Source organism: Phycisphaeraceae bacterium (genome assembly GCA_019636795.1).
Taxonomy (GTDB): Bacteria; Planctomycetota; Phycisphaerae; order Phycisphaerales; family UBA1924; genus JAHBWW01.
The window spans coordinates 261,620-283,272 of record JAHBWW010000004.1; the positions used below are offsets into that span (position 1 = coordinate 261,620).

General features: G+C 63.8%; 18 protein-coding genes. 8 read left to right on the top strand and 10 right to left on the bottom strand.

The window, feature by feature from the left end:
* Positions 1-132: 132 nt before the first annotated feature.
* From KF757_10175 to KF757_10185, 3 genes are all read left to right on the top strand, one after another.
* Complete coding sequence (locus KF757_10175) at positions 133-1,935, top strand: methylmalonyl-CoA mutase (GenBank protein MBX3323345.1); 1,803 nt, start codon at positions 133-135, stop codon at positions 1,933-1,935.
* Between the two features lie 55 nt (positions 1,936-1,990).
* Positions 1,991-2,311 carry an HPF/RaiA family ribosome-associated protein gene (locus KF757_10180; GenBank protein MBX3323346.1) on the top strand — a complete coding sequence of 107 codons (321 nt, stop codon included), beginning with the start codon at positions 1,991-1,993 and terminating at the stop codon, positions 2,309-2,311.
* Between the two features lie 132 nt (positions 2,312-2,443).
* Positions 2,444-3,520 (top strand): hypothetical protein, encoded by a 1,077-nt coding sequence (locus KF757_10185; protein MBX3323347.1) that lies wholly within the window; start codon positions 2,444-2,446, stop codon positions 3,518-3,520.
* Positions 3,521-3,541: 21 nt separating this feature from the next.
* Here the strand turns inward: KF757_10185 and KF757_10190 are convergent, their stop codons facing one another.
* Positions 3,542-5,998 (bottom strand): DUF3459 domain-containing protein, encoded by a 2,457-nt coding sequence (locus KF757_10190; protein ID MBX3323348.1) that lies wholly within the window; start codon positions 5,996-5,998, stop codon positions 3,542-3,544.
* Between the two features lie 273 nt (positions 5,999-6,271).
* Between KF757_10190 and KF757_10195 the strand changes: the two genes are divergently transcribed.
* Both KF757_10195 and KF757_10200 read left to right on the top strand, forming a co-directional pair.
* Positions 6,272-7,591 (top strand): right-handed parallel beta-helix repeat-containing protein, encoded by a 1,320-nt coding sequence (locus tag KF757_10195; GenBank protein ID MBX3323349.1) that lies wholly within the window; start codon positions 6,272-6,274, stop codon positions 7,589-7,591.
* A 30-nt stretch (positions 7,592-7,621) separates the two neighbouring features.
* Positions 7,622-8,263, top strand: a complete 642-nt coding sequence (locus tag KF757_10200; protein MBX3323350.1) for a hypothetical protein — start codon at positions 7,622-7,624, stop codon at positions 8,261-8,263.
* Between the two features lie 88 nt (positions 8,264-8,351).
* Here KF757_10200 and KF757_10205 read toward each other — a convergent pair whose 3' ends face one another.
* The 3 genes from KF757_10205 to crcB all read right to left on the bottom strand — a co-directional run bounded on the left by KF757_10205 (position 8,352) and on the right by crcB (position 9,688).
* A complete protein-coding gene (locus tag KF757_10205) occupies positions 8,352-8,726 on the bottom strand; it encodes a transcriptional repressor (protein MBX3323351.1) in 375 nt (124 codons plus the stop codon).
* An 81-nt stretch (positions 8,727-8,807) separates the two neighbouring features.
* Positions 8,808-9,290: a histidine phosphatase family protein gene (locus KF757_10210; GenBank protein MBX3323352.1), complete on the bottom strand. Its 483-nt coding sequence runs from the start codon at positions 9,288-9,290 to the stop codon at positions 8,808-8,810.
* Entirely contained in the window at positions 9,287-9,688 is a 402-nt protein-coding gene (crcB, locus tag KF757_10215) for a fluoride efflux transporter CrcB (GenBank protein ID MBX3323353.1), read from the bottom strand. The genes KF757_10210 and crcB overlap by 4 nt, the downstream gene beginning before the upstream one ends.
* A 101-nt stretch (positions 9,689-9,789) precedes the next feature.
* Here crcB and KF757_10220 point away from each other — a divergent pair, with 101 nt between their 5' ends.
* A complete protein-coding gene (locus tag KF757_10220; protein MBX3323354.1) occupies positions 9,790-10,827 on the top strand; it encodes a DMT family transporter in 1,038 nt (345 codons plus the stop codon).
* A 56-nt stretch (positions 10,828-10,883) separates the two neighbouring features.
* Here the strand turns inward: KF757_10220 and KF757_10225 are convergent, their stop codons facing one another.
* Entirely contained in the window at positions 10,884-11,456 is a 573-nt protein-coding gene (locus KF757_10225; protein ID MBX3323355.1) for a hypothetical protein, read from the bottom strand.
* A 53-nt stretch (positions 11,457-11,509) separates the two neighbouring features.
* Between KF757_10225 and KF757_10230 the strand changes: the two genes are divergently transcribed.
* A complete protein-coding gene (locus KF757_10230) occupies positions 11,510-12,985 on the top strand; it encodes an AMP-binding protein (GenBank protein MBX3323356.1) in 1,476 nt (491 codons plus the stop codon).
* A gap of 20 nt (positions 12,986-13,005) precedes the next feature.
* Here the strand turns inward: KF757_10230 and KF757_10235 are convergent, their stop codons facing one another.
* The 3 genes from KF757_10235 to KF757_10245 form a co-directional block, all read right to left on the bottom strand.
* Positions 13,006-14,178, bottom strand: a complete 1,173-nt coding sequence (locus KF757_10235; protein ID MBX3323357.1) for a hypothetical protein — start codon at positions 14,176-14,178, stop codon at positions 13,006-13,008.
* Positions 14,179-14,343: 165 nt separating this feature from the next.
* Positions 14,344-16,179, bottom strand: a complete 1,836-nt coding sequence (locus KF757_10240) for an SLC13 family permease (GenBank protein MBX3323358.1) — start codon at positions 16,177-16,179, stop codon at positions 14,344-14,346.
* 418 nt (positions 16,180-16,597) lie between these two features.
* Positions 16,598-16,876 (bottom strand): DUF2007 domain-containing protein, encoded by a 279-nt coding sequence (locus KF757_10245; protein ID MBX3323359.1) that lies wholly within the window; start codon positions 16,874-16,876, stop codon positions 16,598-16,600.
* Between the two features lie 79 nt (positions 16,877-16,955).
* Here KF757_10245 and mutL point away from each other — a divergent pair, with 79 nt between their 5' ends.
* On the top strand, positions 16,956-18,854 hold the full coding sequence (gene mutL / locus KF757_10250) for a DNA mismatch repair endonuclease MutL (protein MBX3323360.1): 1,899 nt from the start codon (positions 16,956-16,958) through the stop codon (positions 18,852-18,854).
* Here the strand turns inward: mutL and KF757_10255 are convergent.
* Together KF757_10255 and tadA are read right to left on the bottom strand one after the other, a co-directional pair.
* On the bottom strand, positions 18,851-19,879 hold the full coding sequence (locus tag KF757_10255; GenBank protein ID MBX3323361.1) for a glycosyltransferase family 9 protein: 1,029 nt from the start codon (positions 19,877-19,879) through the stop codon (positions 18,851-18,853). The two genes, mutL and KF757_10255, sit on opposite strands and share 4 nt — an antisense overlap.
* 30 nt (positions 19,880-19,909) lie before the next feature.
* Entirely contained in the window at positions 19,910-21,592 is a 1,683-nt protein-coding gene (gene tadA / locus KF757_10260; protein ID MBX3323362.1) for a Flp pilus assembly complex ATPase component TadA, read from the bottom strand.
* Positions 21,593-21,653: the final 61 nt, after the last annotated feature.

The following is a 21,653-nucleotide window of genomic DNA, read 5'->3' on the forward strand; positions in this document are numbered from 1 at the left end:
TCCGTCGTGGCGTGGAAGGTGGCGTGCGGTCTGGGCGAGGCGGATCGAATAGGGTGGGCAGTCCGAGCCTGAGATTCGAGAATGCCCTAAAGTTCGGGCAGGTCTGGTTCGAGGACTTATGGGAGGCAGCACATGACGATGGCAGGATCGGCGGTTGGCACGAGCAGGATCGTTGGGCCGGACATTGACCCGCACGCGGTGACGATTTCGGGGATTGTGCTGGACCCGATGTATGGTCCGGAGAATCTGCCTGAATCGTTGCAGCAGGTGGAGCGAGATATCGCGGCTCCGGGTGAGTTTCCGTACACGCGAGGGCTGTTTCCCGAAGGGTACCGCACGCGGCTTTGGACGATGCGGCAGTTTGCGGGGTTTGGCTCGGCGGATGATACGAATCGTCGTTTCAAGTACCTGCTCGAAGCGGCGAAGACCTCGACAAAGGCGAACACTGGCCTGTCGACAGCGTTTGATCTGCCGACGCTGATGGGCCGGGACTCGGATGATGTGCTGTGTCTGGGTGAAGTTGGCAAGTGTGGTGTTGCGATCGACACGATCGAGGACATGCACCGGTTGTATTCGGACATTCCCGTTGACACGGTAACGGTGAGCCAGACGATCAACGGTCCGGCTGCGGCAATCTGGGCGATGTATCTGGGCATGGCGATGCAGCGCGGGATTTCGTGGGACACGCTGGGCGGGACGTTGCAGAACGACATTCTCAAGGAGTTCCACTCGCAGAACGAATACATCTATCCGCCCGAACCTTCGGTGAAACTGGTTGTGGACACGATCGAGTTTCAGTCACGGCTTGTTCCGAGATGGCACAGTGTGTCGATTTCGGGGTATCACATTCGCGAGGCAGGATCGACCGGGCCTCAGGAGTTGGCGTTCACGTTGCGCGACGGGATGGAGTATGTCGAGGCGTGTCTGATGCGCGGGCTTGAGATCGACGAGTTTGCACCGAGGCTGAGTTTCTTCTTCAACAGCCACAATGAGTTCTTCGAGGAAATCGCGAAGCTCCGCGCGGCGCGAAGGATCTGGGCGCGGCGGATGCGCGATGTGTACGGCGCCAAGAGTCCGAAGAGTTGGTACATGAAGACGCATGTGCAGACGGCAGGGTGCAGCCTGACGGAGCAGCAGCCGCTGAACAACATCGTGCGTGTGGCGTATCAGGCGATGGCGGCAGTGCTCGGCGGGTGTCAGAGCCTGCACACCGATTCGATGGATGAGACTCTGGGCTTGCCGACAGAACAGGCCGTGACGGTGGCGCTGCGCACGCAGCAGATCCTGGCACACGAAACAGGAGTGACACGAACGACCGATCCGCTTGGTGGTTCGTGGTTCATCGAGTCGCTGACCGATCGTGTCGAGGCCGAGGCGCTGGCACTGATTGAAGAGATTGACGGCATGGCGGGGGGTCAATGGCCTGCGTGCAAGTCGCACTGGTCGATCGAGCATGGGGGCGGCGTTGTCGCGGGGATCAACAAGGGGTATTTCCGTCGGCAGATCGCCGAAGCGAGCTATCGATTCAGTGAAGAGTGTGAAGCGGGCGATCGCATTATTGTGGGCGTCAATGAGTACACCGAGGATAATGAGAAGAGACCAATCGACATTCTCATGATCGGGAGTGAAGTCGAGGATGATCAGGTGAGCAGGCTTGGCGCGTTCAAGGCGAATCGAGACGTTGCAGCGGTGCGTGAGGCGTTGGAGCGCATCCGCATGACCTGCCGCGATGGTGATCCGGGTTCGCCGGGGGCGAAACTGATGCGTGGCGGAGTGGTGTGTGCGTATGTGCAGTCGGCCGGTGAACTTGGGCTTGAGCCGACCAATGTGATGCCAGCACTGGTCAACGCTGCGCTTGCAGGGTGTACACTCGGTGAAATGACTCAGGCGATGGCGGATATTTATGGACGATACAGCGGTGGGCCGGAGTGGTAGCAGAGGGCGAACCGTGTCCCTCAGTGTTCGTACCACTTGACAAGGAGGAAACGCCATGCAGGTGCAGGTCAACTTCGCAGATGTCAAAGGCAGTGAGTCACTTGAGCAGCACATCCGGGAAGAACTAGAACGGAGTATCGGGCGGTACGCCACACGGATTACACGGGTTGAGGTCCACGTGAGCGATCATAATGGAGTCAAGCACTCGCCTAATGACAAGCGTTGTCTGATGGAGGCAAGACCCGCGGGACACGAGCCTTTTGTCATTGAACACCATGGGGATGACTTCTTTGCTGTCGTCTCGGTCGGGGCGGACAAACTCGAACGCGTGTTGAGCAAGCACTTCGATAAGTTGAACGAACATCACCCGCATTGAAGTACGCGAAGCGGAGTTATTGGACCAATCCCCTTCTTGTTCCGACACTCTTTTGGCGATGCCAGGCACTTTTCTTGTGCCCACTCTGTCGCTCGGTATACTTCATGTGGTTCACACTGAGAGGAGATCGCGATGAGGGGATTGACTGGTATGGTGGCGCTCGGGATGCTCGCGGGAGCAGCGATGGGGCAGTCGTTCGAGGCTACGGTCAATAGCAAGGCGAGTTCGGCTGCTTTCGGTGCGGACGCAGTTCTGGCAACGGCAGGAACGTTGATCGGCAATTACGACGCTGACACGAATCCAACGGGGACTCAGACGAGACCCGGGTTGTTTGGCGGTTCGGGCAACATGCCCATTCCGGTGACGATCGACCTCGAGACAGCTACAGAGGTCGATGGTTCACCAGCCGGTGGGTTCGTGATCGACATTGATTTCGAGGGGTTGCAGTTTTCGATCGACGGCTTGACACTGGATTTACTCAACGGAAGTGTCGGCGCAACGAATCTTTCGGCTACGTTGCTGTATGATTTGTTTCGCACGTTCAGTCCGACGTTTATCTATCCAGGAGGAATTCCGATTACGGTTCCGCTCGGGCAAATCGGCGATGTGAGCCGCGCTGAAGTTGCACAAGTCGATGCGGGTGTTGGAGTGTTGACGGAGACAGAGGACCCGAATGTCTTTGGCTTCACCGCGTTGTTGACTGCGGAGATTTCGTTGACACTTTCCATCGGTCTTCCCGGATCGGAACCTGTCGAGACGCCGATTGATGGTTTGCCGGTCGCACTGCCCCTTTCGGGTCAGATCGAGCGGTTGGCGGGTGGGACGCTTCGAATCAGCATTGCGGTGGAGACGCAGGAGGCGGAAGTGGAGTTGCCGATCGAGGGATTTGAGTTACCGCCGTTTCCGATCGAACTGCCGACGCTGACAGAAGGCGTGGTCGCGAACGTGATTCTGACGTTGGTTGCCGAGTCGTTGACGCTTACGACCTCTTTTGGGCTGAATCTCGTAGCGATTGCAGAGCAGCCTACGACGTCGTGCCCGGCAGACTTCAATGGCGACGGGTTGGTCGATTTCTTTGATGTCTCGGCATTTCTCGCGGCGTTTTCCGCGAGTCAGCCTTCGGCAGATCTGAATGACGATGGCGTGCACGACTTCTTTGATGTGCAGATCTTCCTGGGGCAGTTCTCGGCCGGGTGCGGGAAGTCGTAAACAACACGAGCAAAGCCGCGGTTACTCGCTGCGGCACACGATGACGTGGCAGGCATAGGGCGCGAGCGAAGCGATGGGAGTCCAAGTGTCCTGGCCCTGGCGCGGATTAACCGTTGCTGAGGCAAGGACATCGCGTAGCGGGCCTGCACATGCGAGCACGCTGTCGTGAGGCTTGATGGTCACGCCTTCGAGAGCCTGGTCGCTGAGGTTGATGATGACGAGGACAGTCTGGTGCTGATGAGTGCGAGTGAACGCAAGCACCTGCGGGCTTGACGCGCTTGCGAGCATGAAGTCGCCGACTGCAAGCGCCGGTGTCGCCTGGCGCAGGCGGATGAGCGTGCGGTAGTGACTCAGGAGGCTTTGCGGGTCATCGGTTTGAACGGCAACGTTGACGTTCGGCGTATCGGGATTTGGTGCTCGCCAGGGGTTTACGTTCGAGAACCCGGCCTTCTCGGGCTCACTGGTCCATTGCATTGGTGTGCGAAGGTCGGGGTCGGGTTTGGTGCCGATCATGCCGATCTCTTCTCCATAATAGATGAACGGCACGCCGGGCATGGTGAACTGGATACTGGCAGCGGCCCGAGCACGCTCGATCGAGTTGCCAAGCCGGCTTCGCACTCGGTCCATGTCGTGGTTGCCGATGAATGTCGAATAGATGCCCGAGCCGTAAGCGTTGTAAGCCTTTTTGAGTGCGGCTGCAAGTGGGGCTGCCTTGGCCGAGTTGAGCGCTTCGGCGATCGCGAATGCGATGTCGAACTCGAAAGCCGAATCGACCCCGCCGGGGATGTAACGCTGGACTTGTTCGGTTGAAGCCCAGATCTCGCCGACTAGGAACGCTTCGGGGGCCGCACGGTGCATGGCAGCGCGGTAGTCTTCGAGCCATGCGATGGTTTCGGCGGTGTTTTCGAAGACTACGCCGTCTTCGATGAGATGCTTGATGGCGTCGAGGCGCAGGCCGTCGATGCCGATGTCGGCGAGCCAGTAGCGTGAGAAGTCATGAATGGCTGCGGTGGCGGATGGGGAACGCAGATTGAAGTCGGGCATGCCGTGGTAGAAGAAACCGTAGTAGACCTTGTTGTTGCGGCGTTTCTGGCGGTCGTGCCAGACAGTGTGATTGGGTGCGCCGGGGCCGGTGAGCGGCTCGTCGCGCCAGACGAACCAGTCGTGCTTGTCGCTATTGGGGTCGATGGCTTCGAGGAACCACGGATGCTGCGACGAGCAGTGATTGATGACGAGGTCGATGATAACTCGGATGCCGCGTTTGTGGCATTCGGCCAGCAGTTCGCGCAGGTCTTCGTGCGTGCCGTATTGCGGGTTCACGCCGCGATAGTCGGTGACGTCGTAGCCGTGATAGCTCGGTGAAGGGTTGATCGGCAGGAGCCAGAGTCCGCTCACGCCGAGGTCGGTGGATGTGGTGGGGTCGCCGTCGTTGAGGTAGTCGAGTCGTTCGATGAGGCCGCGCAGGTCTCCGATGCCGTCGCCGGCGAGCGGGCCGGTGGTCGAGTCGGCGAAGGAGCGAACGAAGATCTGATAGAACGTTGCGTCGTGCCACCAGGGTTGCGTGGGGTCGGCGGGTTTGGTGTGGAGCGATGCCTCGTGCACGACGTGTGTGATGTGGTCGCGTGCGGGAATCGCCGACGCGCTTGGGCTTGCACCCTGTTCGATCCACTGCCGAATGAGTTCGACGTGTTCGGCAGGGAGGGGGACGCCGCGCTTGGGCATGAAGTCGGCGTGAGATTGTGGCAGTGTGATGCGCTCGTGGAGGCTGCTGAGTTCGGGCATGCCGGGCACAACGATCTCATCGAAGTACGGGCTTGCGGAGAGGTGCTGGTAGGTGTCGAGGCGGAGTTTGCCGCTCTGCTTGTCGGGGCCGTGACATTCGATGCATGCGGCTGCGAAGATCGGCGCGAGATCGCGCGCGAAACTCACCGGCCCGGCTGACGGTTCAATGGAAAGTTCCGGCGCGACGGGAAGAGAATCGGTCGCGGCTGCGGCGCGTTTGAGTGGTGCCAGGAGGTAGCCCTTGCCCCACACCAGTTCGCCGCCTTGATGCCCCGCGAGGCTGACCAGAGCAACGGCCAGAACAAGAAACACCACCGAGAGGCGGCGCACACTCACGGCGGTTTCCTTTAAACCTGCAAGCGCAAGCCCAAGAGTGAGCAGGACTGCCGCGATCGACACGATGGCGGTCCAGCGGTGCCACTCGACGGCTGGCGAACCGCTCAGGCCTTCGGCGTCGGCGTGCAGCCAGCCGCTGGCGATGGCCGCGAGTCCGCCCGCCAGACCGAGCGCCAAGCAGCCGAGTGCCGCGGGTGAGGGTGATGTGCGGCGTCGGGCGAGGCGCACGAGTTCGAAGAACAGTGCTGCCGCGACCAGCGCGATCGGAAAGTGAACAAGCGCGACGTGGGCGCGGCCTCCGACTTCGAGCAGCGGCGATGTGGCAAGACAAAGCGCAAGGTGGCAGATGTCAACGTGCATTGGGCAGATGGTACACGCGGCCTGCGGCTCCCGGCGTGCAGTCGTGGGGCCACGCCGGGGACTCTGCCAGTCACCCATCCAATTTGGAGACGTGTCTCCCGCTTGGCAGGTTGAGCAAGCCTCTTCTGGCGGTTCATCAGTTGGGTTTTTCAATCAGAAGTCTTGCATGCGATGCGGTTGTACGGTACCTTGCTCTATCGGCGGTGCTGCGGTGGCATTCGTTGCTTTTCTCAGCCCGAGCGAGCATCACAAGCAGGAACGGAGAACCAGGCCATGTCCGTAGATTCTTATGAAGCCAGTGGGTCCCTCCCCGGTGGAATCGGTGCCGACCGTCGTGCGCTGCTTGCCGGGCTGGGCGGGCTGGCTGCGGGGGCACTCTTTGCCGGTTCGCGCACTGCGCACGCCGGCCCTCTGAATCCGCCACCTGGTCCGATTGCGCCGACGGGCAAGACGCTCACCGAGGTTGAGCCGCGCATCGCGATCAACGCGACCAACACGCCAGGCACGGCCGACGCGACCTACCGCATCTCGCAGCCGGGCAGTTATTACCTGAGCGGCAACCTCGTAGGCCAACCCGACAAGTATGGCATTCTCATTGAATCGTCCGACGTATCGATCGACCTGGGCGGCTTTGCGGTCCTGGGGGTCGGAGGCATCTTCACGGGGATCGCTGCAAACTCCGGCCAGTACCGCAACATCATCGTCCGCAATGGTATCGTGCGCAACTGGGGCGGATCGGGCGTCCAGTTCATCACAGGACACAATGCGCTCGTCGAACACATCATCACGGCTGATAATGGTGATCGCGGCATCAGCGTGGGCACATGCGCCATTGTCCGCCACTGCATCGTTCAGGCCAATGGAAACATCGGCATTGAGTGCAGCCACTCGTGCATCGTCGAAGCATGTACAGTGCGTGACAATGGCAACATCGGCTTGCAGGTCGGCACCGACTCGGTGGTGACTAACTGTACCGCTGTGAACAACGCGCTGGGCATCGCATTGGGCGTTCGCTGTATTGTGCGCGATTGCACCGCACAACTGCACAAGTTTTATGGATTCTCATCCTCGGGAAACACACGCTTCGAGCACTGCACGGCCGAGGGGAGCGGGTCCTCCGGTTTTCTGGTCCAGTCCGGCTGCTCGTTCATCGGGTGCAGCGCCCGCAACAACACGGCCGATGGGATCCGCGCGACGGACAACTGCCTGATCGCATCGTGCCTTAGCGTCAGCAACGGAGTCGATGGCATCCGGGCCACCAACCGCTGCATCATTCGCGGCAATGTGTGCTCGCTCAACGGTACGGGCAGCGGCGGCACCGCGGGCGCCGGCATTCATACCGCGGGCATCGACAACCGCATCGAGGACAACAACTGCACGGGCAACGGTCGCGGGATCGACTGCGACACCTTCGGCTCGATCATCGTGCGCAACTCCTGCTCGGGCAACACGACCAACTGGGATCTGGCGGCCGACAACCGCCACGGCGGGATCGTCAACGTCACGGCGCTCAGCAACCCGGCCGTGGTCGGGCTCGGCGGCGCGACGTCGGCGCTGGTGAGCGAAAACCCGTGGGCCAACTTCTCGTATTGAACCTTCATTGCGAGAAAGGAGCAGCTCACCATGATGAACACGCGCATCGCAATACTTCGGCTTGTAGTCGTTGCGCTGACGGCCACCGCGAGCAGCGCCCAACTCATCGACCCCAAACACACGTTCGCCTGGGGCGAGAATGTCGGCTTCCTCAACTGGGGCAACACGCCGGGGCCTGCAGTCCCGCAGGTCGAGAGTGGCTTCCTCTCGGGGTTCATCTGGGGCGAGAACGTCGGCTGGATTTATCTTGGCGACGGCAATGGGCCCTACGCCAACACCGACCACACCACCTTCGGCGTCAACTACTCCGGCCCCAACAACAACCTCTCGGGCTATGCGTGGGGCGAGAACGTCGGGTGGATCAACTTCAGCGGCGGGGCGCTGGCGGCTCCTCGCAATCCCGCAAAGGTCGATTTCGCAGCCCGTCGCCTGCGCGGCTTTGTCTGGGGCGAGAACATCGGGTGGATCAATCTCGACGACGACAGGGTGTATGTTGGCCTGCTGTGCGCGGCCGATCTGACTCAGGATGGCATCCTCGACTTTTTCGATGTGCAGTTGTTCCTCAACTGGTTCAGCGCGCAGAATCCCAGTGCCGATTTCAACAACGACGGGATCTTCGATTTCTTTGACGTGCAGGCCTACCTCAACGCATTCAGCGCCGGGTGTCTGTGAGCGGCCGGTGGGGCGAGTCGTTGGGGGGGTGATTGGGTTCGAGTCTCGTTGGCGCTGCCTGATGTGACGTTGGCGCTCCCTGCCGTCCTCACGCGCACGCCGCACAGCGGCCATGCAGCACGATCGTGTGGCCGCTGAGCACGAAGCCCGGCGGCAGGAGCCCCGCCAGCCCGCTCGGGCAGCCGTGGATGTCGTAGACCTTGCCGCACGAATCGCAATGAAAGTGGTGGTGGTGGTGCGCCGCGGCTTCCTTGAGTTCGTAACGCGGGGGCTCGCCGGGCACATCGACGGGCACAATAAGCCCCTCCTCCTCGAGCCGGCGCAGCGTGCGGTAGACGGTGGACAGCCCAAGGTCGGCGATCTCGCGCGAGGCGGCGGCGAGCACTTCCTGCGGGCTCAGCGGGCGTGCGGCGTGCGCGAACGCTTCCTCGATCGCCGCTCGCTGGCGGGTCATGCGCGCCATGAAGTAGCCTCACGCACAAAAGAGCCGGAGCAGGAGAAAGTACGGGTCATCAGGCAAGTGTTGGCACAACAGAGCGGCGCGTCAATCTTCGCCCGCCAGCCTCAGCCTGGCCAGTTCGCGCGCCGACGACATCGGCGCCGACGGATCCAGCTCGAGATGCACCGCCTCGCCGGTGCGCAGCCGCTGCCCATAGCCCGTCGGACCCAGCGTCAGCACCGTGACCAGATCCTCGAGCTGCGGGTTGTGCCCGACAAAACAAGGTGACTGGCCGAGTGCCGCGTGCTCGGCGATCAGGTCGAGCGCTTCGGAGACAGGCGCATCGCACAGCAGGCGATCATCGCTGATCAGCGCGACGCGCAGGATGCGGGCGAGAATCTCGGCCGTCTGCTGGGCACGCACGAACGAACTGGCGACAATCACGTCGGGCGCCAGCCGCTGCTGCCCGAAGGCCGCGCCCAGAAACTCGGCCTGTCGCTGACCGCGCAGCCGCAACGTCCGGTCGCGGTCGAGACCCGATTCGCTGATGCGTTCGGCCTTGCCATGTCGGACGACCAGCAGCCTCATGTCGCGTGCTCCTTGACTCCGGGAAACAGACTCAGCCCCGCGAGCACCGCCGCCAGCCCGAAGATATTGGACGCCAGCACATACACAATCGCCCGCGCTTGATGGCCATCGGACCACAGCTGGATCGTCTCAAGCCCGAAGGTCGAAAATGTTGTGAAGCCGCCGATCAGCCCGACGAGCAGCGCCAGCCGGACCTCCTCGCGCACCGCCCAGGTCGTCGCCAGCGTGTGCCAGAGCGCGCCGATGGCAAAGCAGCCGATGATATTGACCGCCAGCGTGCCGTACGGAAACCCGCCCGGCCCGGCGGTATGCACCCAACGCACCACGCCAAAGCGAAGCAGCGTTCCGACGCCACCCCCGACGAACAGCAGGCCAAGATGGTAGAGCCCCGTATACATGGCAATTGGAGTGCAGCCGCAGTGAGTCTAGCATTGCTGCCCCTCGGCAGAGGCCGAACATGCATCAGGAAGTGGGGGCCGCAAGAGGGGGGAGAGTCGGTTTGGGAGGCAATACGTCGGGGCAGTCGTCGAGCGGACAGTGGGCAGGCATGCTGACGATCGCGCTGACGCTCGTCGGGTGGTCGGTCACGCCGGTCTTCATTTCGTACCTCTCGCCGCACATCGACTTCTGGACCAACAACGGCTGGCGCTACGGCATGGCGGCGCTGGTCTGGATGCCGGTGCTCATCATCGGCGCGCGCAAAGGAAAGATCCCGCCGGGGCTGCTGCGCAAGGCGCTCGTGCCCTCAGCGGTCAATGTCGTGGCGCAGATCCTCTTCACAAGCGGGTTCTACCTGATCGATCCGGCCATGCTCATCATCGGGCTGCGCATGCAGATCATCTTCGTCGCGATCGGTGCGGCCATTCTCTTCGCGGGCGAGCGCTCGGTCATCGCGTCCAGGGGATTTATCATCGGCGCGAGCCTCGCCACAGCGGGCACGGTGGGCGTGATGGTGTTCGAGCTGGGCGAAGGGGCGGGAAACGACCGGATTGTCGCGGGAATGGCCCTGGCCATCGGGTCGGGCGCGGGCTTTGGCGGCTACGGGCTTGCGGTGCGGCACTGCATGCGGGGGGTGCCGTCGTACTTCGCCTTCGCCGCGATCAGTCAGGTCACGGCGGGCGTGCTGCTGGTGCTCATGCTCATCATGGCCAAAGATCACGGGGCGGTGCCGCTCTCACTCAGCCCGGGTTTGTTCGGCCTGCTGATGCTCTCGGCCTTCACGGGCATCGCGGGCACGCACGTGCTGTACTACATGAGCATCACGCGCCTGGGCGTGGCCGTCTCGACTGCGGTACTTCAGTTGCAGCCCTTCGGCGTCGGGATCATCTCGTACTTCGTGCTCGGCGAAAGACTCAGCCTGCCGCAGTGGATGTGCGGGGTTGTGGCCATCGGCGGGGCGGGCCTTGTGCTGTACATTCAGCACACCATGCGCCATGTGCCGACGGTCGAGCCAGAGATCGAGGATTTCGCGCAGCTCCCGCCCGATGCCGTCGCGGCCGCGGTCATCGCCGAGCGCGAGACTGCGGCGGTTGAGTGAGCATGTGATGCGCGGGCAGGAATACAGCAAGCCCGCCGTGAGCGTGCAACGCCGTGTCAGGGTGAAGGCACGATCGTGAATGTTCCTGCGATAGAGCCGCGCTGGTCGGGCAGTTCGAGCCAGATGCCGCCGCGCTGCCCGCTTTGATCGAGTTCGAGCAGCATGCGATAGCCCTCCATCACCACAGCCACTGCGCCCGGTGTGCGCACATGCAGATGCGGCGCACCGAAGGCAGCCGGTTCGAGAATGCTCCACGAGCGACGATCCGGTTCATTGAAGAACACGAGCGTGACGGCGTAGTCGCCTTCGCCCGCCAGCCGCAGCGCGGTGCCCATGCGCTCGGCCCGTCGCAGCGCGAATGGCTCACCGCCGAGCACGCCGGCCAGAGGCTCATCGGGGATGGTCGGCTCGGGCGCAGTCTGAGCGGGTGCGGGGGCAGGTGACTCAGGCTCGTGCGGCTGCGCAGCGTCGGGTGGGCCGGGGTGCGGCTCGGGAGACTGCGGGCCGGGAGCGGAAGATGGAGCGGGTGCCGGTGGTGGTTGCTTGCCTTCGCACGCTGCCAGCGTCAGGCCAAGCGCACTGACCGCTGCTGCTTGCATCAGACGCAGGCCCATTCTTTCGTGTATCATCGCTGCAACCTCCGCATGATGTTCATTTCGCAGATAAGAGGATAGCAAGACCCATGTCCGTTCATTGGCCCATCATCCGCCGTCTGGCAGCAAACGCCCGCAAGATCGCCGTCACCGACGACCGCCGCGACTATCGGGGTGTCGAGCTGCTTGTGGCGTCGATGAACCTGGCCGATGCGATCGAAACGCGCTCGGCGACGAAAAACGTGGGCGTGATGCTCCCGACGAGCGGCGCGTTCCCTATCGCTGCCCTGGCGACGTGGATGCTCGGGCGCACGCTTGTGCCGCTCAACTATCTGCTGCGGCCCGACGAACTTCAGTACGTGGTGGACGATTGCGAGACGGACATTATCCTCACGGCGGGTCCGATGCTCGAACATCTTGGTGCTGCGCCGCGCGTCAAACACTTGGTCAAACTCGAAGACCTCGCGCTGGGCGGCTTGCCTGCCCCGCGCTGGCCGCGCGGCGGTGCCGACGATGATCTGGCCGTCATCCTCTACACCTCGGGCACCAGCGGCAAGCCCAAGGGCGTCATGCTCAGCCACGGCAATCTCTCGGCCAACATCCGCCAGGTCTTCGAGTGGGTGCAGTTCAGTCGCAGCGACATGTTCCTGGGCGTGCTGCCGCAGTTTCACTCGTTCGGGCTGACGGTGCTGACGCTGCTTCCACTCTCGGCGGGGCTGCGCGTGGTGTACACCGCGCGTTTCACTCCGACGAAGATCGTGGATCTGTTCCGCAAGCATCGCCCGACGTTCTTTGTCGCCATCCCGTCGATGTACAACGCGATGTTGCAGGTCAAGAGTGCAAAGCCCGAAGACTTTGCGTCGCTCAAGTACGCGGTCTCGGGCGGCGAGCCCTTGCCCGATGATGTTGCCGATCGCTTTCGCGATCGTTTCGGCGTGACCATCGCCGAGGGCTACGGCATGACGGAGACCGCGCCGGTGACCAACTGGTGCCGCCCCGAGGAATACAAGCCGCACTCGGTCGGCCGCGCGCTGCCCGGCATCATCGAGCAGATCATCGATCCTGAAACGGGACGCCAGCTCCCGCCGGGAGTCGATGGCGAGCTGCGCATCAAGGGCCCGAACGTCATGAAGGGCTACTTCAAACTTCCGCAGGAGACGGCCGCGACCTTCGACGAGCGCGGGTTCCTGCGCACCGGCGACATGGCACGCTTCGACGCCGAGGGCCATCTCTCGATCACCGGCCGCATCAAGGAAATGCTCATCGTCGGCGGCGAGAATGTCTTTCCGCGCGAGATCGAGGAAGTCATCAACCAGCACCCGTGCATCCACGCCAGCGCCGTCATCGGCGAGGTCGATCCGATCCGCGGCGAGGTGCCGCTCGCGTTCGTCGAGATCGCCGAGGGCGCGACGTATGACGAGCGCGGGGTTCTGGGCATATGCCGCGAGAAACTCGCCGGCTACAAGGTGCCGCGCCGCATCGAAGTGCTCGATGCGCTGCCGCGCAACGCAACGGGCAAGATCCTTCGACGCGCGCTCAAGGAACGTATCGCCGATCAGGCATAGTCAGATATTTATCACACAGTTCATGGGCATCCAGCGCTGAACGCTGTCAGAAAGGCCTGCACGTCGAAGAAGTCGAGGTTGCCGTCGCCGTTGAAGTCGGCTGCTGGATCGCCGAGCGAGAAGAGGGCCAGGAAGAGCTGCACATCAAAGAAATCGAGTTTGCAGTCGCCGTTGAGGTCTCCATGGCACATTGATTTGCGCCACAGCACGGCCTCTTGCCACGGCGACTGGTCGGCCATCGCATATCCCCCGACGCGGATACAGCTGGGCGTGACCATCACACTCTGGGCGATAGAGTGCCGGTAATGGGCGGGCAGGTAAACATGCAGGTTTTCGTACACCGTTGTCGCGCTGTCCCAGAGTGCAGCCACAATGTCGCCGCTCGGTTTTTCCACATTCCCGACGTGCATGCGGGAATGCGTGGCCAAGACGACCGACGATACTTCGCCGGCGGGGTGCATGTTGAAAAAACTATCAGCCGTGTTGTTCCACTGCCCGGCCTGCCACTCGCCGCCGAACATTGCAGCTCCGACCTGCACCGATGAATGCATGCCGACGGCGACGCTTGAGTCGGCCCCCGCCGGGTGCAGATCGACGAAGGTGTCAACCGTCATACGCCACCGCGCCGCTCTGGATTGTTTGCCGAGCGTGACGAATCCAACCTGGTGGGTGGAGTTCAGCCCTTGGACGAACGATTCGTCGAAGCCGGCCGGATGCAGATTGACCCATGACAGCGGCGTGCCGGTCCAGAGAGACGCTTGATATCCGAAGCCGGTCAGATAGACCGTGCCTCCCTGCCGTGAGCCATCGATGGCAACGCCGAAAGATCCGACGGCTCCGGGCGGGTTGAGATCGACAAATGAGGCAGCGGTTCCGTTCCACCATCCGGCACGCCAGCCGCCGCTGATCACTGCCGACCCGACCTGATTGCCACCTTCCATATCGACGATTGTGGCCGAAGTGGCAACAGCGGGGGTGATGTCGCTCCACAGCAAAGGCGATCCGTTCCAGAGGATCGCGCGATTGCTCGATCCTGTGAAGATGGTTCCGGCCTGAACATCCACATCGACGCCGGTAAGTTCGGATTGAATTTGCCCGCTTGGGTGCAGCACCGTGGCGGTCCACTGCCCCGCAGCCGAGCTCGCTGCGAGCGTGAGCGCCCCTGTTGCCATCGCCACAAAGAAGCTTCGCATGTTGTTCTCCCTTCCTGAGTGTGGATCGGATCTCGTGCTACACCCCGGTTCGTAGCGGCACCCCGCTGCGACCCATTCGCATACACCATAACGACTCAGTGTCATTCTGGCAAGCACAAAGTCGGAACCAGACAGCCGATTGCCGCGTCCCGCGTGCCGGCCATCTCAGAACGGGAACACGATCGGCGCAAGAATCACCGCGCAGATCCCCACAACCACATTCATCGGCACGCCGATCTTGAGGAAGTCCTTGAACGTGTACCCGCCCGGACCATAGACCATCAGGTTCGTCTGGTAGCCCAGCGGCGTGGCGAAACTCGCCGACCCGGCCATCATGATCGCGATGACGAACGGCATGAAGTTCACATCCAGCGCGTTGGCCGTCGCCAGTGCGATCGGGAAGGCCAGCGCCACCGCAGCGTTGTTCGTGATGATCTCGGTGAAGAAACTCGTCACGATGTAGATCGCCAGCAGGAGCAGCCACGGATGCGGGTTGGACCCGAAGAGGCCGATCACGGTTCCGGCGATGAGTCGCGCCGCACCTGTCTTGTCCATCGCCGTTCCGATGCCCAGCGCCGCGCCGATGACGATCAGCACGCTCCAGTCGATACTGCGCCGCGCTTCGGTGATGGTGCAGCAGCGTGTGAGCACCATGGCCCCGGCAGCGAGCATCGCCGCGGTGAGCATCGGATAGACCTCGAAGGTCGCCAGCGCCACCATCGCAACGAGGATGGCCACCGCCAGCGGCGCGCGTCCGTGCCTTCGCGGCGTTGAATCCTCGAGCTTGCTCACGAGCAGAAAGTCGCGAGAACTCCCGACGCGATCGACAAAGCCCGGGTCAGACTCCACGAGCAGCAGGTCGCCGCCCTTGAGCCTGATGTCACCGAGCTTGCCGCGGATGCGTTCGCCGTTGCGTGCCACCGCGATGACCGCGCCATTATAGAGGTTGCGAAAGCGCGACTCGCGGATCGTGCGTCCGGCCAGACGTGACCCGGGTGCGACGACGGTCTCGAACAACCGGCGGCGATAGCGCGGCGAGTCGAGCTTGAAGACCTGATTGGTCGCCAGCGCCAGCCCGCGCGCGTTGGCCAGTTCCTTGATCGAATCGACGACGCCGGCAAACACCAGCCGGTCGCCCTCGCGCAGAATCTGATCGGGCCCGACCGCCGAGAGAATGTCGCCCCCGCGCTCGATCTCGACCAGATAGCACCCCGGCAGCGCCCGCAGCCCGGCGGCTTCGACGGTCTTGCCCGCCATCGAGCTGCCCTCGGGCACGATGAGTTCGAGCGAGTATTCCTTGGGGTCCACCATCAGGTTCGTCGAGGCCTTGCGCCCGGGCAGCAGTTTGGGCCCGATGAAGATCAGGAACAGCGCCGCGATGATCGCCGTCGGCAGTCCGACCCATGTGATGTCGAACATCCGCAGTGCCCGCATGTTGGCAGGGTCAACAACATCGCCCGCAGCCGCGAGCGTGGCAATGAGCATCCCCGCGACCACGAGGTTCGTGCTCGTGCCGATGAGCGAGCACGTGCCGCCAAGAATGGCCGAGTAACTCAGCGGGATCATGAGTTTGCTGGGCGCGAGGTTGAGTTTGCGGGCCCAGTCCTGAACAGCTGGAATCATCATCGCCACGACGGGCGTGTTGTTGAGAAACGCGCTCATGCCCCACACGGGGGTCATGACGCGCACGATTGCGCCGCGTTCGCTCCTGGGCTTGCCGAGCAGACGGCTGGCGATGAAGTCGATCCCGCCCGTCTCGCGCAGCCCGGCGACCACGACAAACAGCACACCCACCGTCAGCATGCCCGAGTTGCTGAACCCCGCCAGCCCGTCGCTGCTCGAAAGGATGCCCAGTTTCCAGACGCCATCTTTCGGATACGGCACGGCGAGCATGAACACGAGTGCAGCGGCGAGAATCGCATCGGCCGCAATGCGAGTTGCCGCCAGCAGGCCCAGCACTCCGACCAGCGTTGCGAGCACAAGCAGAACTTCGATCGTCATAGGGCAAAGGATATCGACCGGTTGCCCGCTTGTCCTTCATTCGCAGCGCTCGCGCCCGCGCCCGAACGCCAGCCGCATGAAAACCGTCCGCGTGATGGCGATTGCTGCGCGTGAGGCGCAAGAAAAGCGGGGCCCAAGCCCCGCTGCGCGATCATTTGTTCACGACTCTCAGGGTGGGTACCACATCGCGCGACCGAGGAGGTCGCGCAGTCGTGCCGGGGCGGTGTGGGCGGTACTCATTTCGAGGGCTGTGCATCGCGCGGGAACCCGTGCGTCATCCGGCATCGCTGCGCGGGACATGGGGGAGGAAGAGAAGAAGTTAGGAGGGCAGCGGGCGAAGGCACCCGTGAAGATGCGATCACCTTCGACCCCGTCACGATGCCGCGCGAGCGACAGGCGATCCGACCCGCCCCGCCGCCTAGTCCTCCATCTCGCCCACGTCGATCTGCGACCAGTCGATCTCGGCCGCGGCCACGAGCACCGCGTCGATCACCGCTGCCGCGTCGGCCGCGTCCTCGGCCCGCACCAGCACGCGCACCTTCCCCGGCGCTTCGGTCCGAAAGCCCGATGTCAGCCCGCCGACCGCGCGCGCCTCGATGCCGTGCTCGACCAGCGCCGCAACGATCAGGTTGGCCTCGATCTCGCTGGCCACCTTGGCCGCTACCACCACATCGGGCTGCTGCTCGGATTCGTGCATGGACAGGTCCTTTCACGCGCGCCGCCGCACACACGCATCATACAGCCTCTTGGCGCCCGCAGCCCATACAATCGCCCGCATGGCCCCCCGCATCGCACGCTTGTCGCCGCTGCTCGCCGGACAGATCGCCGCCGGAGAGGTCATCGAGCGCCCCGCAAGCGTCGTCAAGGAACTCGTCGAGAACGCCATCGACGCGGGCAGCAGCCGCATCTCGATCGACCTCGAAGCCGGAGGCGTCGAACTCGTGCGCGTCAGCGACGACGGCTGGGGCATCGAGGCCGATGACCTGCCGCTGGCTCTGGCCGCTCACGCCACCAGCAAGATCCGAGAGGCCGAGGACCTTGACCGCATCATGACCATGGGCTTTCGCGGCGAAGCGCTCGCCTCGATCGCCTCGGTCGCGCGCGTACGCATCACCAGCCGCACCCGCGCCGATGTTGAGCACCGCAGCGCGAGCGTGGACCATCAGGCCTGGACCATCGCCGGCGAGGGCGGCAGCGTGACGCCCGCAGCCCCCGCCGCCGCGCCGCCCGGCACCACCATCGAGGTTCGCAATCTTTTTTATAACACCCCCGCGCGGCGCAAGTTCCTCCGCACGCCCGCCACCGAGCAGGGCCGCTGCCTTGAATGGATCACCAACCTCGCGCTCGCGCACCCGGCGATCGGGTTTGTCGCGCGCTGCGACGGCAAGATCCGCCTCGAGTGCGACGCGGGCCAGTCGCCGCGCCAGCGCGTGCTGGCGCTGCTCGGGGCCGAACTCGAAGCGCAACTCATCGAGGTCGCCCTCGACCATCAGGACGACGCGCGCGGGCTCTCGCTGTGGGGGCTCATCGGCCGGCCCGCTGTGGCCCGCGCGACCGCGAGCCACCAGCACATCTTTCTCAACGGCCGCACCATTCGCGACCGCACCATCGCCCACGCGATCAAGGAAGCGTACCGCGGGCTGATCGAGCCGGGGCGCTTCCCGACCGCCGTGCTCATGCTCGACCTGCCGCCCGGAGCCGTCGATGTCAACGTCCACCCGGCCAAGCTCGAAGTGCGCTTCCGCGATCAGTCCATGATCCATCAGGCGGTGCTGCACGCTTTGCGCGACGCCCTGCGGACCGCCGACCTGACACCCGCCGCGGGCGGCGCAGCGTTGTTCGGCGCGCGCTCGCACCAAAGTGCAGCGCTGCCGGGCCCGGGCGCCGCGCTGTCGAGCGATGATCGAGCATCATCGAGCCCCGGCTTTGCGCTGCGCTCGGCCCAGGCCTTTGTCGAGCACCTGCGCGCCGGGCCCATGCCCAGCCCCAGCGCCATCCGCGACGCGCTGGCCGAAGATGAACACCGCGCAAGCCACCCATTGCCAGCCGCGATCGCGTGCGACAGCAGCGAACATCGCCCGCTGAGCGTGGTCCGCCCCGTCGAGCGCGTGCTGGCCGTCCACAACACGTATCTGGTGACGCAGGATGAGGCCGGGCTTGTCATCATCGACCAGCACGCCCTGCACGAGCGCGTCATGTACGAACGCCTGTGGCAACGCCTCGGCAATGGCCCCCTCGAAAGCCAGAAACTGCTCACGCCAATCGCCGCCCCGGCCACCAGCCGCCAGATCGAGGCCGTCGAACGACTCGAAGCCTTGCTCACCCGCTGCGGCATCGAGATCCAGATCCTCGGCCCGGCGTCGATCGGCATCGGGGCGTTCCCCACGCTGCTCTTTGCGCGCGGCGTCGATCCGGTCGAGTTCATGTCGGCCCTGCTCGAACGCGCCCAGCGCGACGAGATGCCCGTGAGCGAAGAAGAAGCATTGCACGAAGTCCTCGACATGATGGCCTGCAAGGCCGCCGTCAAGGCCGGCGACAAACTCGCCGACGAAGAACTGCGCGAACTGCTCGCGATGCGCGAGGACGTCGAACGCTCGGCCGCCTGCCCGCACGGGCGGCCCACCACCGTGCGCGTCACCATCGACCAGCTCGAAAAACTCTTTCACCGCCGCTAGCTCTTGCCCAGCCGCGCACGGCACGCTGCGAGCACTTCATCGACCTCGATCCGCTCCATCAGCGCAACATTGGCCGCGCGCTTGTGATCAAGCTTGTCGCCGGGCGTCACATGCTGAATCACATCGCCCTCGCGCCGGTACGGCCCCACACGCGAGACCTCCGTCGGCCCGTACAGCGCCACGATCGGCCGATCAAAGCCCACCGCCATGTGCAGCGCCGCCGAGTCGCACGCTGCCACCAGCACGCTGCGCTCGATGATCGCCATCGTCTGCCCGATGCTCGTCCGCCCGACCAGGTTCGTCACACGCGGCTCGCGTGCAGCCAGCGCCGTCAGCGCCCCGCACTGGGCTTCCTCGCCTGGTGCGCCGATGATCGTGATCGGTTCGTCCGACTCGCGCAGCAACCGCTCGGCCAGGGCCGCGAATCGCTCGATCGGCCACCGCTTGGCCGCCCATCGGCTCGTCGGCGCGAGCACGATGCCGACCTCGGGCACCAGCGCGCGGGCCGCCATCTGATCCTCCTCCGCCGCATACAGCCGCATGTCGCGCACCGGCGCGATGCCAGCGCGCTCGACCAGCCCGAGCATGCGATCGACCGTGTGCATCGAGCGATCCAGCGCGTGCCGCTCGGTATTGAACACCCAGCCGCACTCCTGCGCATTGGCATAGCCCACGCGCCGCCGCGCCCCGCTCGCACGCCCGATCAGCGCGCTGCGCAGCAGCCCCTGCGCATCAATCACCAGGTCGTACCGCTCGGCCCGCAGCCCGCCCAGATACGAAAACACCTCCCCGATCCGCCCGCGCTTCATCGCCCGCCCCAGCGCCCCGCGCGCAAACGGCACCACCCGCGCCACATCAGGGTGCGCCCGCACCGCATCGACAAACGAATCCTGCACCAGCCAGTCGATCCGCGCCGATGGCAGCGCCCGCCGCAGCGACACCAGCACCGGCACCGTCCGGCACACATCGCCCAGAGCGCTCGGGCGAATCAGCAGAATGTGTTGTGGGTCGTGTGCTCGTGCCATGGCGTGCGGCGGATGGTATCGCACGCTCGACTAGGCCGTCAGAGCCCTCGCGACTTCCGAGAGCGTCGTCCGCCCTTGGCGCACCTTCGCAAACCCGTCGGCCCGCAGCACCGTCAGATGCCCCTGCCGCAGTGCCTCGGCCGCGATGTCCGGAGCGTTGCGCCGGTGCATGATCATGTCGCGCAGTTCGTGCGTCAGGCTCAGCAGTTCGTACACACCCACACGCCCGCGATACCCCGTGTTGCGACACGAGCGGCACCCGCGCCCGCGCGTGAGCATCCCACCCTCGGACATCTCGAAATCGGGCGGAATCTCGTCGGCCTCGGGCTTGTACGGCTCGCCGCACTCTTCGCAGATTCGTCGCACCAGACGCTGGGCCATCACGCCCTCGACCGATGACGACACCAGGAACGGCTCGACGCCCATATCGAGCAGGCGCGTCGTCGCGCCCGACGAATCATTGGTGTGCAGCGTGCTGAACACCATGTGCCCGGTCAGCGACGCCTGAATCGCGACCTCCGCCGTCTCCTTGTCGCGGATTTCGCCGACCATCACCACGTCCGGGTCGTGACGCAGAATCGACCGCAGGCCGGCCGCAAACGTCAGGCCCGTCTTCATGTTCACCTGGATCTGGTTCACTCCCGCAACGTGATACTCCACCGGATCCTCGACCGTAATGACCTTGACCGCGTCGGTCACGATCCGGTTCAGACTCGCGTACAGCGTCGTCGACTTGCCCGAGCCGGTCGGGCCCGTGACCAGCACAATGCCATGCGGCCGCGAGATGAGCCTGTCCCACCGCGCCTGAGTCTGCGTATCCATGCCAAGATCGTCAAGCGAGAGCAGCACCGCGGTCTTGCTCAGCACGCGCAGCACCACGCCCTCGCCAAAGAGCATCGGAATCACGCTCATGCGCAGGTCATACTCGGCCGTGGGCGTGTTGGGCGCACGATGCACGAACGTGATGCGCCCGTCCTGAGGCTTGCGTTTCTCAGCGATGTTCAGGCTCGACATGATCTTGAGGCGGCTGACGATCGCCGCGCCGAATCGGTTGATCGTCGCCGGCACATTGGCTTTCTGCAGCACGCCGTCGATGCGATAACGCACAATCAACTCACCCTCGTACGGCTCGATATGCACGTCCGTCGCGCGCTCGTTGATCGCTTCAGAAAGAATGTCGTTGACCAGTTTGATGACCGAGGCTTCCTGCGCCTGCTCGATCTCCTCAGCCTCGCCGCCAGTGATCTGCGCCTGCTCGTCCTTGTCGGCCGACAACTGTTCGAGCGTGTCGCCGCCCACGCCGTAGTGCAGCCTGATGAATTTGCTCAGTTCCTCTTCGTCGGCCAGCACCAGTTCGATCGAGCACCCCGTCAGCAGCCGAAGTTCATCCAGCGCCGTGATCTCGAACGGGTCGCTCGTCGCGATCGTCAGTGTCCCGTTGTGTCGATCGATCGGGACGCAACTCTGCCGGTAGACCAGTTTCGGCGGCAGCATCGACAGCACGCCACGATCGGGCGCGATCATCGCAAGATCCACCACCGGCATCTGGAACTGATCGCCCAGCGACTGAAGCACCTGCGCCCGCGAGACAAACCTCAGCCGCACCAGCACCCGGTCGAGCCGCTCGCCCGTCTCGCGCTGCTCAGTCAAAGCACGCTCGAGCTGCTCGCGCGTGATCAACCCCTTCTCGACCAGAATCAGCCCAATGCCCATCTTGCTTACACCCTACCAGACTCAGCGCCCGAAGTTCCACACTTTTCGTCACATTCCCGTC

Coding starts and splice junctions, on each gene's coding strand:
- KF757_10225 (MBX3323355.1), bottom strand. CDS start 11,456: ATGATACACGAAAGAATGGGCCTGCGTCTGATGCAAGCAGCAGCGGTC.
- KF757_10195 (MBX3323349.1), top strand. CDS start 6,272: ATGTCCGTAGATTCTTATGAAGCCAGTGGGTCCCTCCCCGGTGGAATC.
- KF757_10210 (MBX3323352.1), bottom strand. CDS start 9,290: ATGAGGCTGCTGGTCGTCCGACATGGCAAGGCCGAACGCATCAGCGAA.
- KF757_10255 (MBX3323361.1), bottom strand. CDS start 19,879: ATGGCACGAGCACACGACCCACAACACATTCTGCTGATTCGCCCGAGC.
- KF757_10180 (MBX3323346.1), top strand. CDS start 1,991: ATGCAGGTGCAGGTCAACTTCGCAGATGTCAAAGGCAGTGAGTCACTT.
- mutL (MBX3323360.1), top strand. CDS start 16,956: ATGGCCCCCCGCATCGCACGCTTGTCGCCGCTGCTCGCCGGACAGATC.
- KF757_10235 (MBX3323357.1), bottom strand. CDS start 14,178: ATGCGAAGCTTCTTTGTGGCGATGGCAACAGGGGCGCTCACGCTCGCA.
- KF757_10230 (MBX3323356.1), top strand. CDS start 11,510: ATGTCCGTTCATTGGCCCATCATCCGCCGTCTGGCAGCAAACGCCCGC.
- KF757_10185 (MBX3323347.1), top strand. CDS start 2,444: ATGAGGGGATTGACTGGTATGGTGGCGCTCGGGATGCTCGCGGGAGCA.
- tadA (MBX3323362.1), bottom strand. CDS start 21,592: ATGGGCATTGGGCTGATTCTGGTCGAGAAGGGGTTGATCACGCGCGAG.
- KF757_10175 (MBX3323345.1), top strand. CDS start 133: ATGACGATGGCAGGATCGGCGGTTGGCACGAGCAGGATCGTTGGGCCG.
- crcB (MBX3323353.1), bottom strand. CDS start 9,688: ATGTATACGGGGCTCTACCATCTTGGCCTGCTGTTCGTCGGGGGTGGC.
- KF757_10245 (MBX3323359.1), bottom strand. CDS start 16,876: ATGCACGAATCCGAGCAGCAGCCCGATGTGGTGGTAGCGGCCAAGGTG.
- KF757_10200 (MBX3323350.1), top strand. CDS start 7,622: ATGATGAACACGCGCATCGCAATACTTCGGCTTGTAGTCGTTGCGCTG.
- KF757_10240 (MBX3323358.1), bottom strand. CDS start 16,179: ATGACGATCGAAGTTCTGCTTGTGCTCGCAACGCTGGTCGGAGTGCTG.
- KF757_10205 (MBX3323351.1), bottom strand. CDS start 8,726: ATGGCGCGCATGACCCGCCAGCGAGCGGCGATCGAGGAAGCGTTCGCG.
- KF757_10190 (MBX3323348.1), bottom strand. CDS start 5,998: ATGCACGTTGACATCTGCCACCTTGCGCTTTGTCTTGCCACATCGCCG.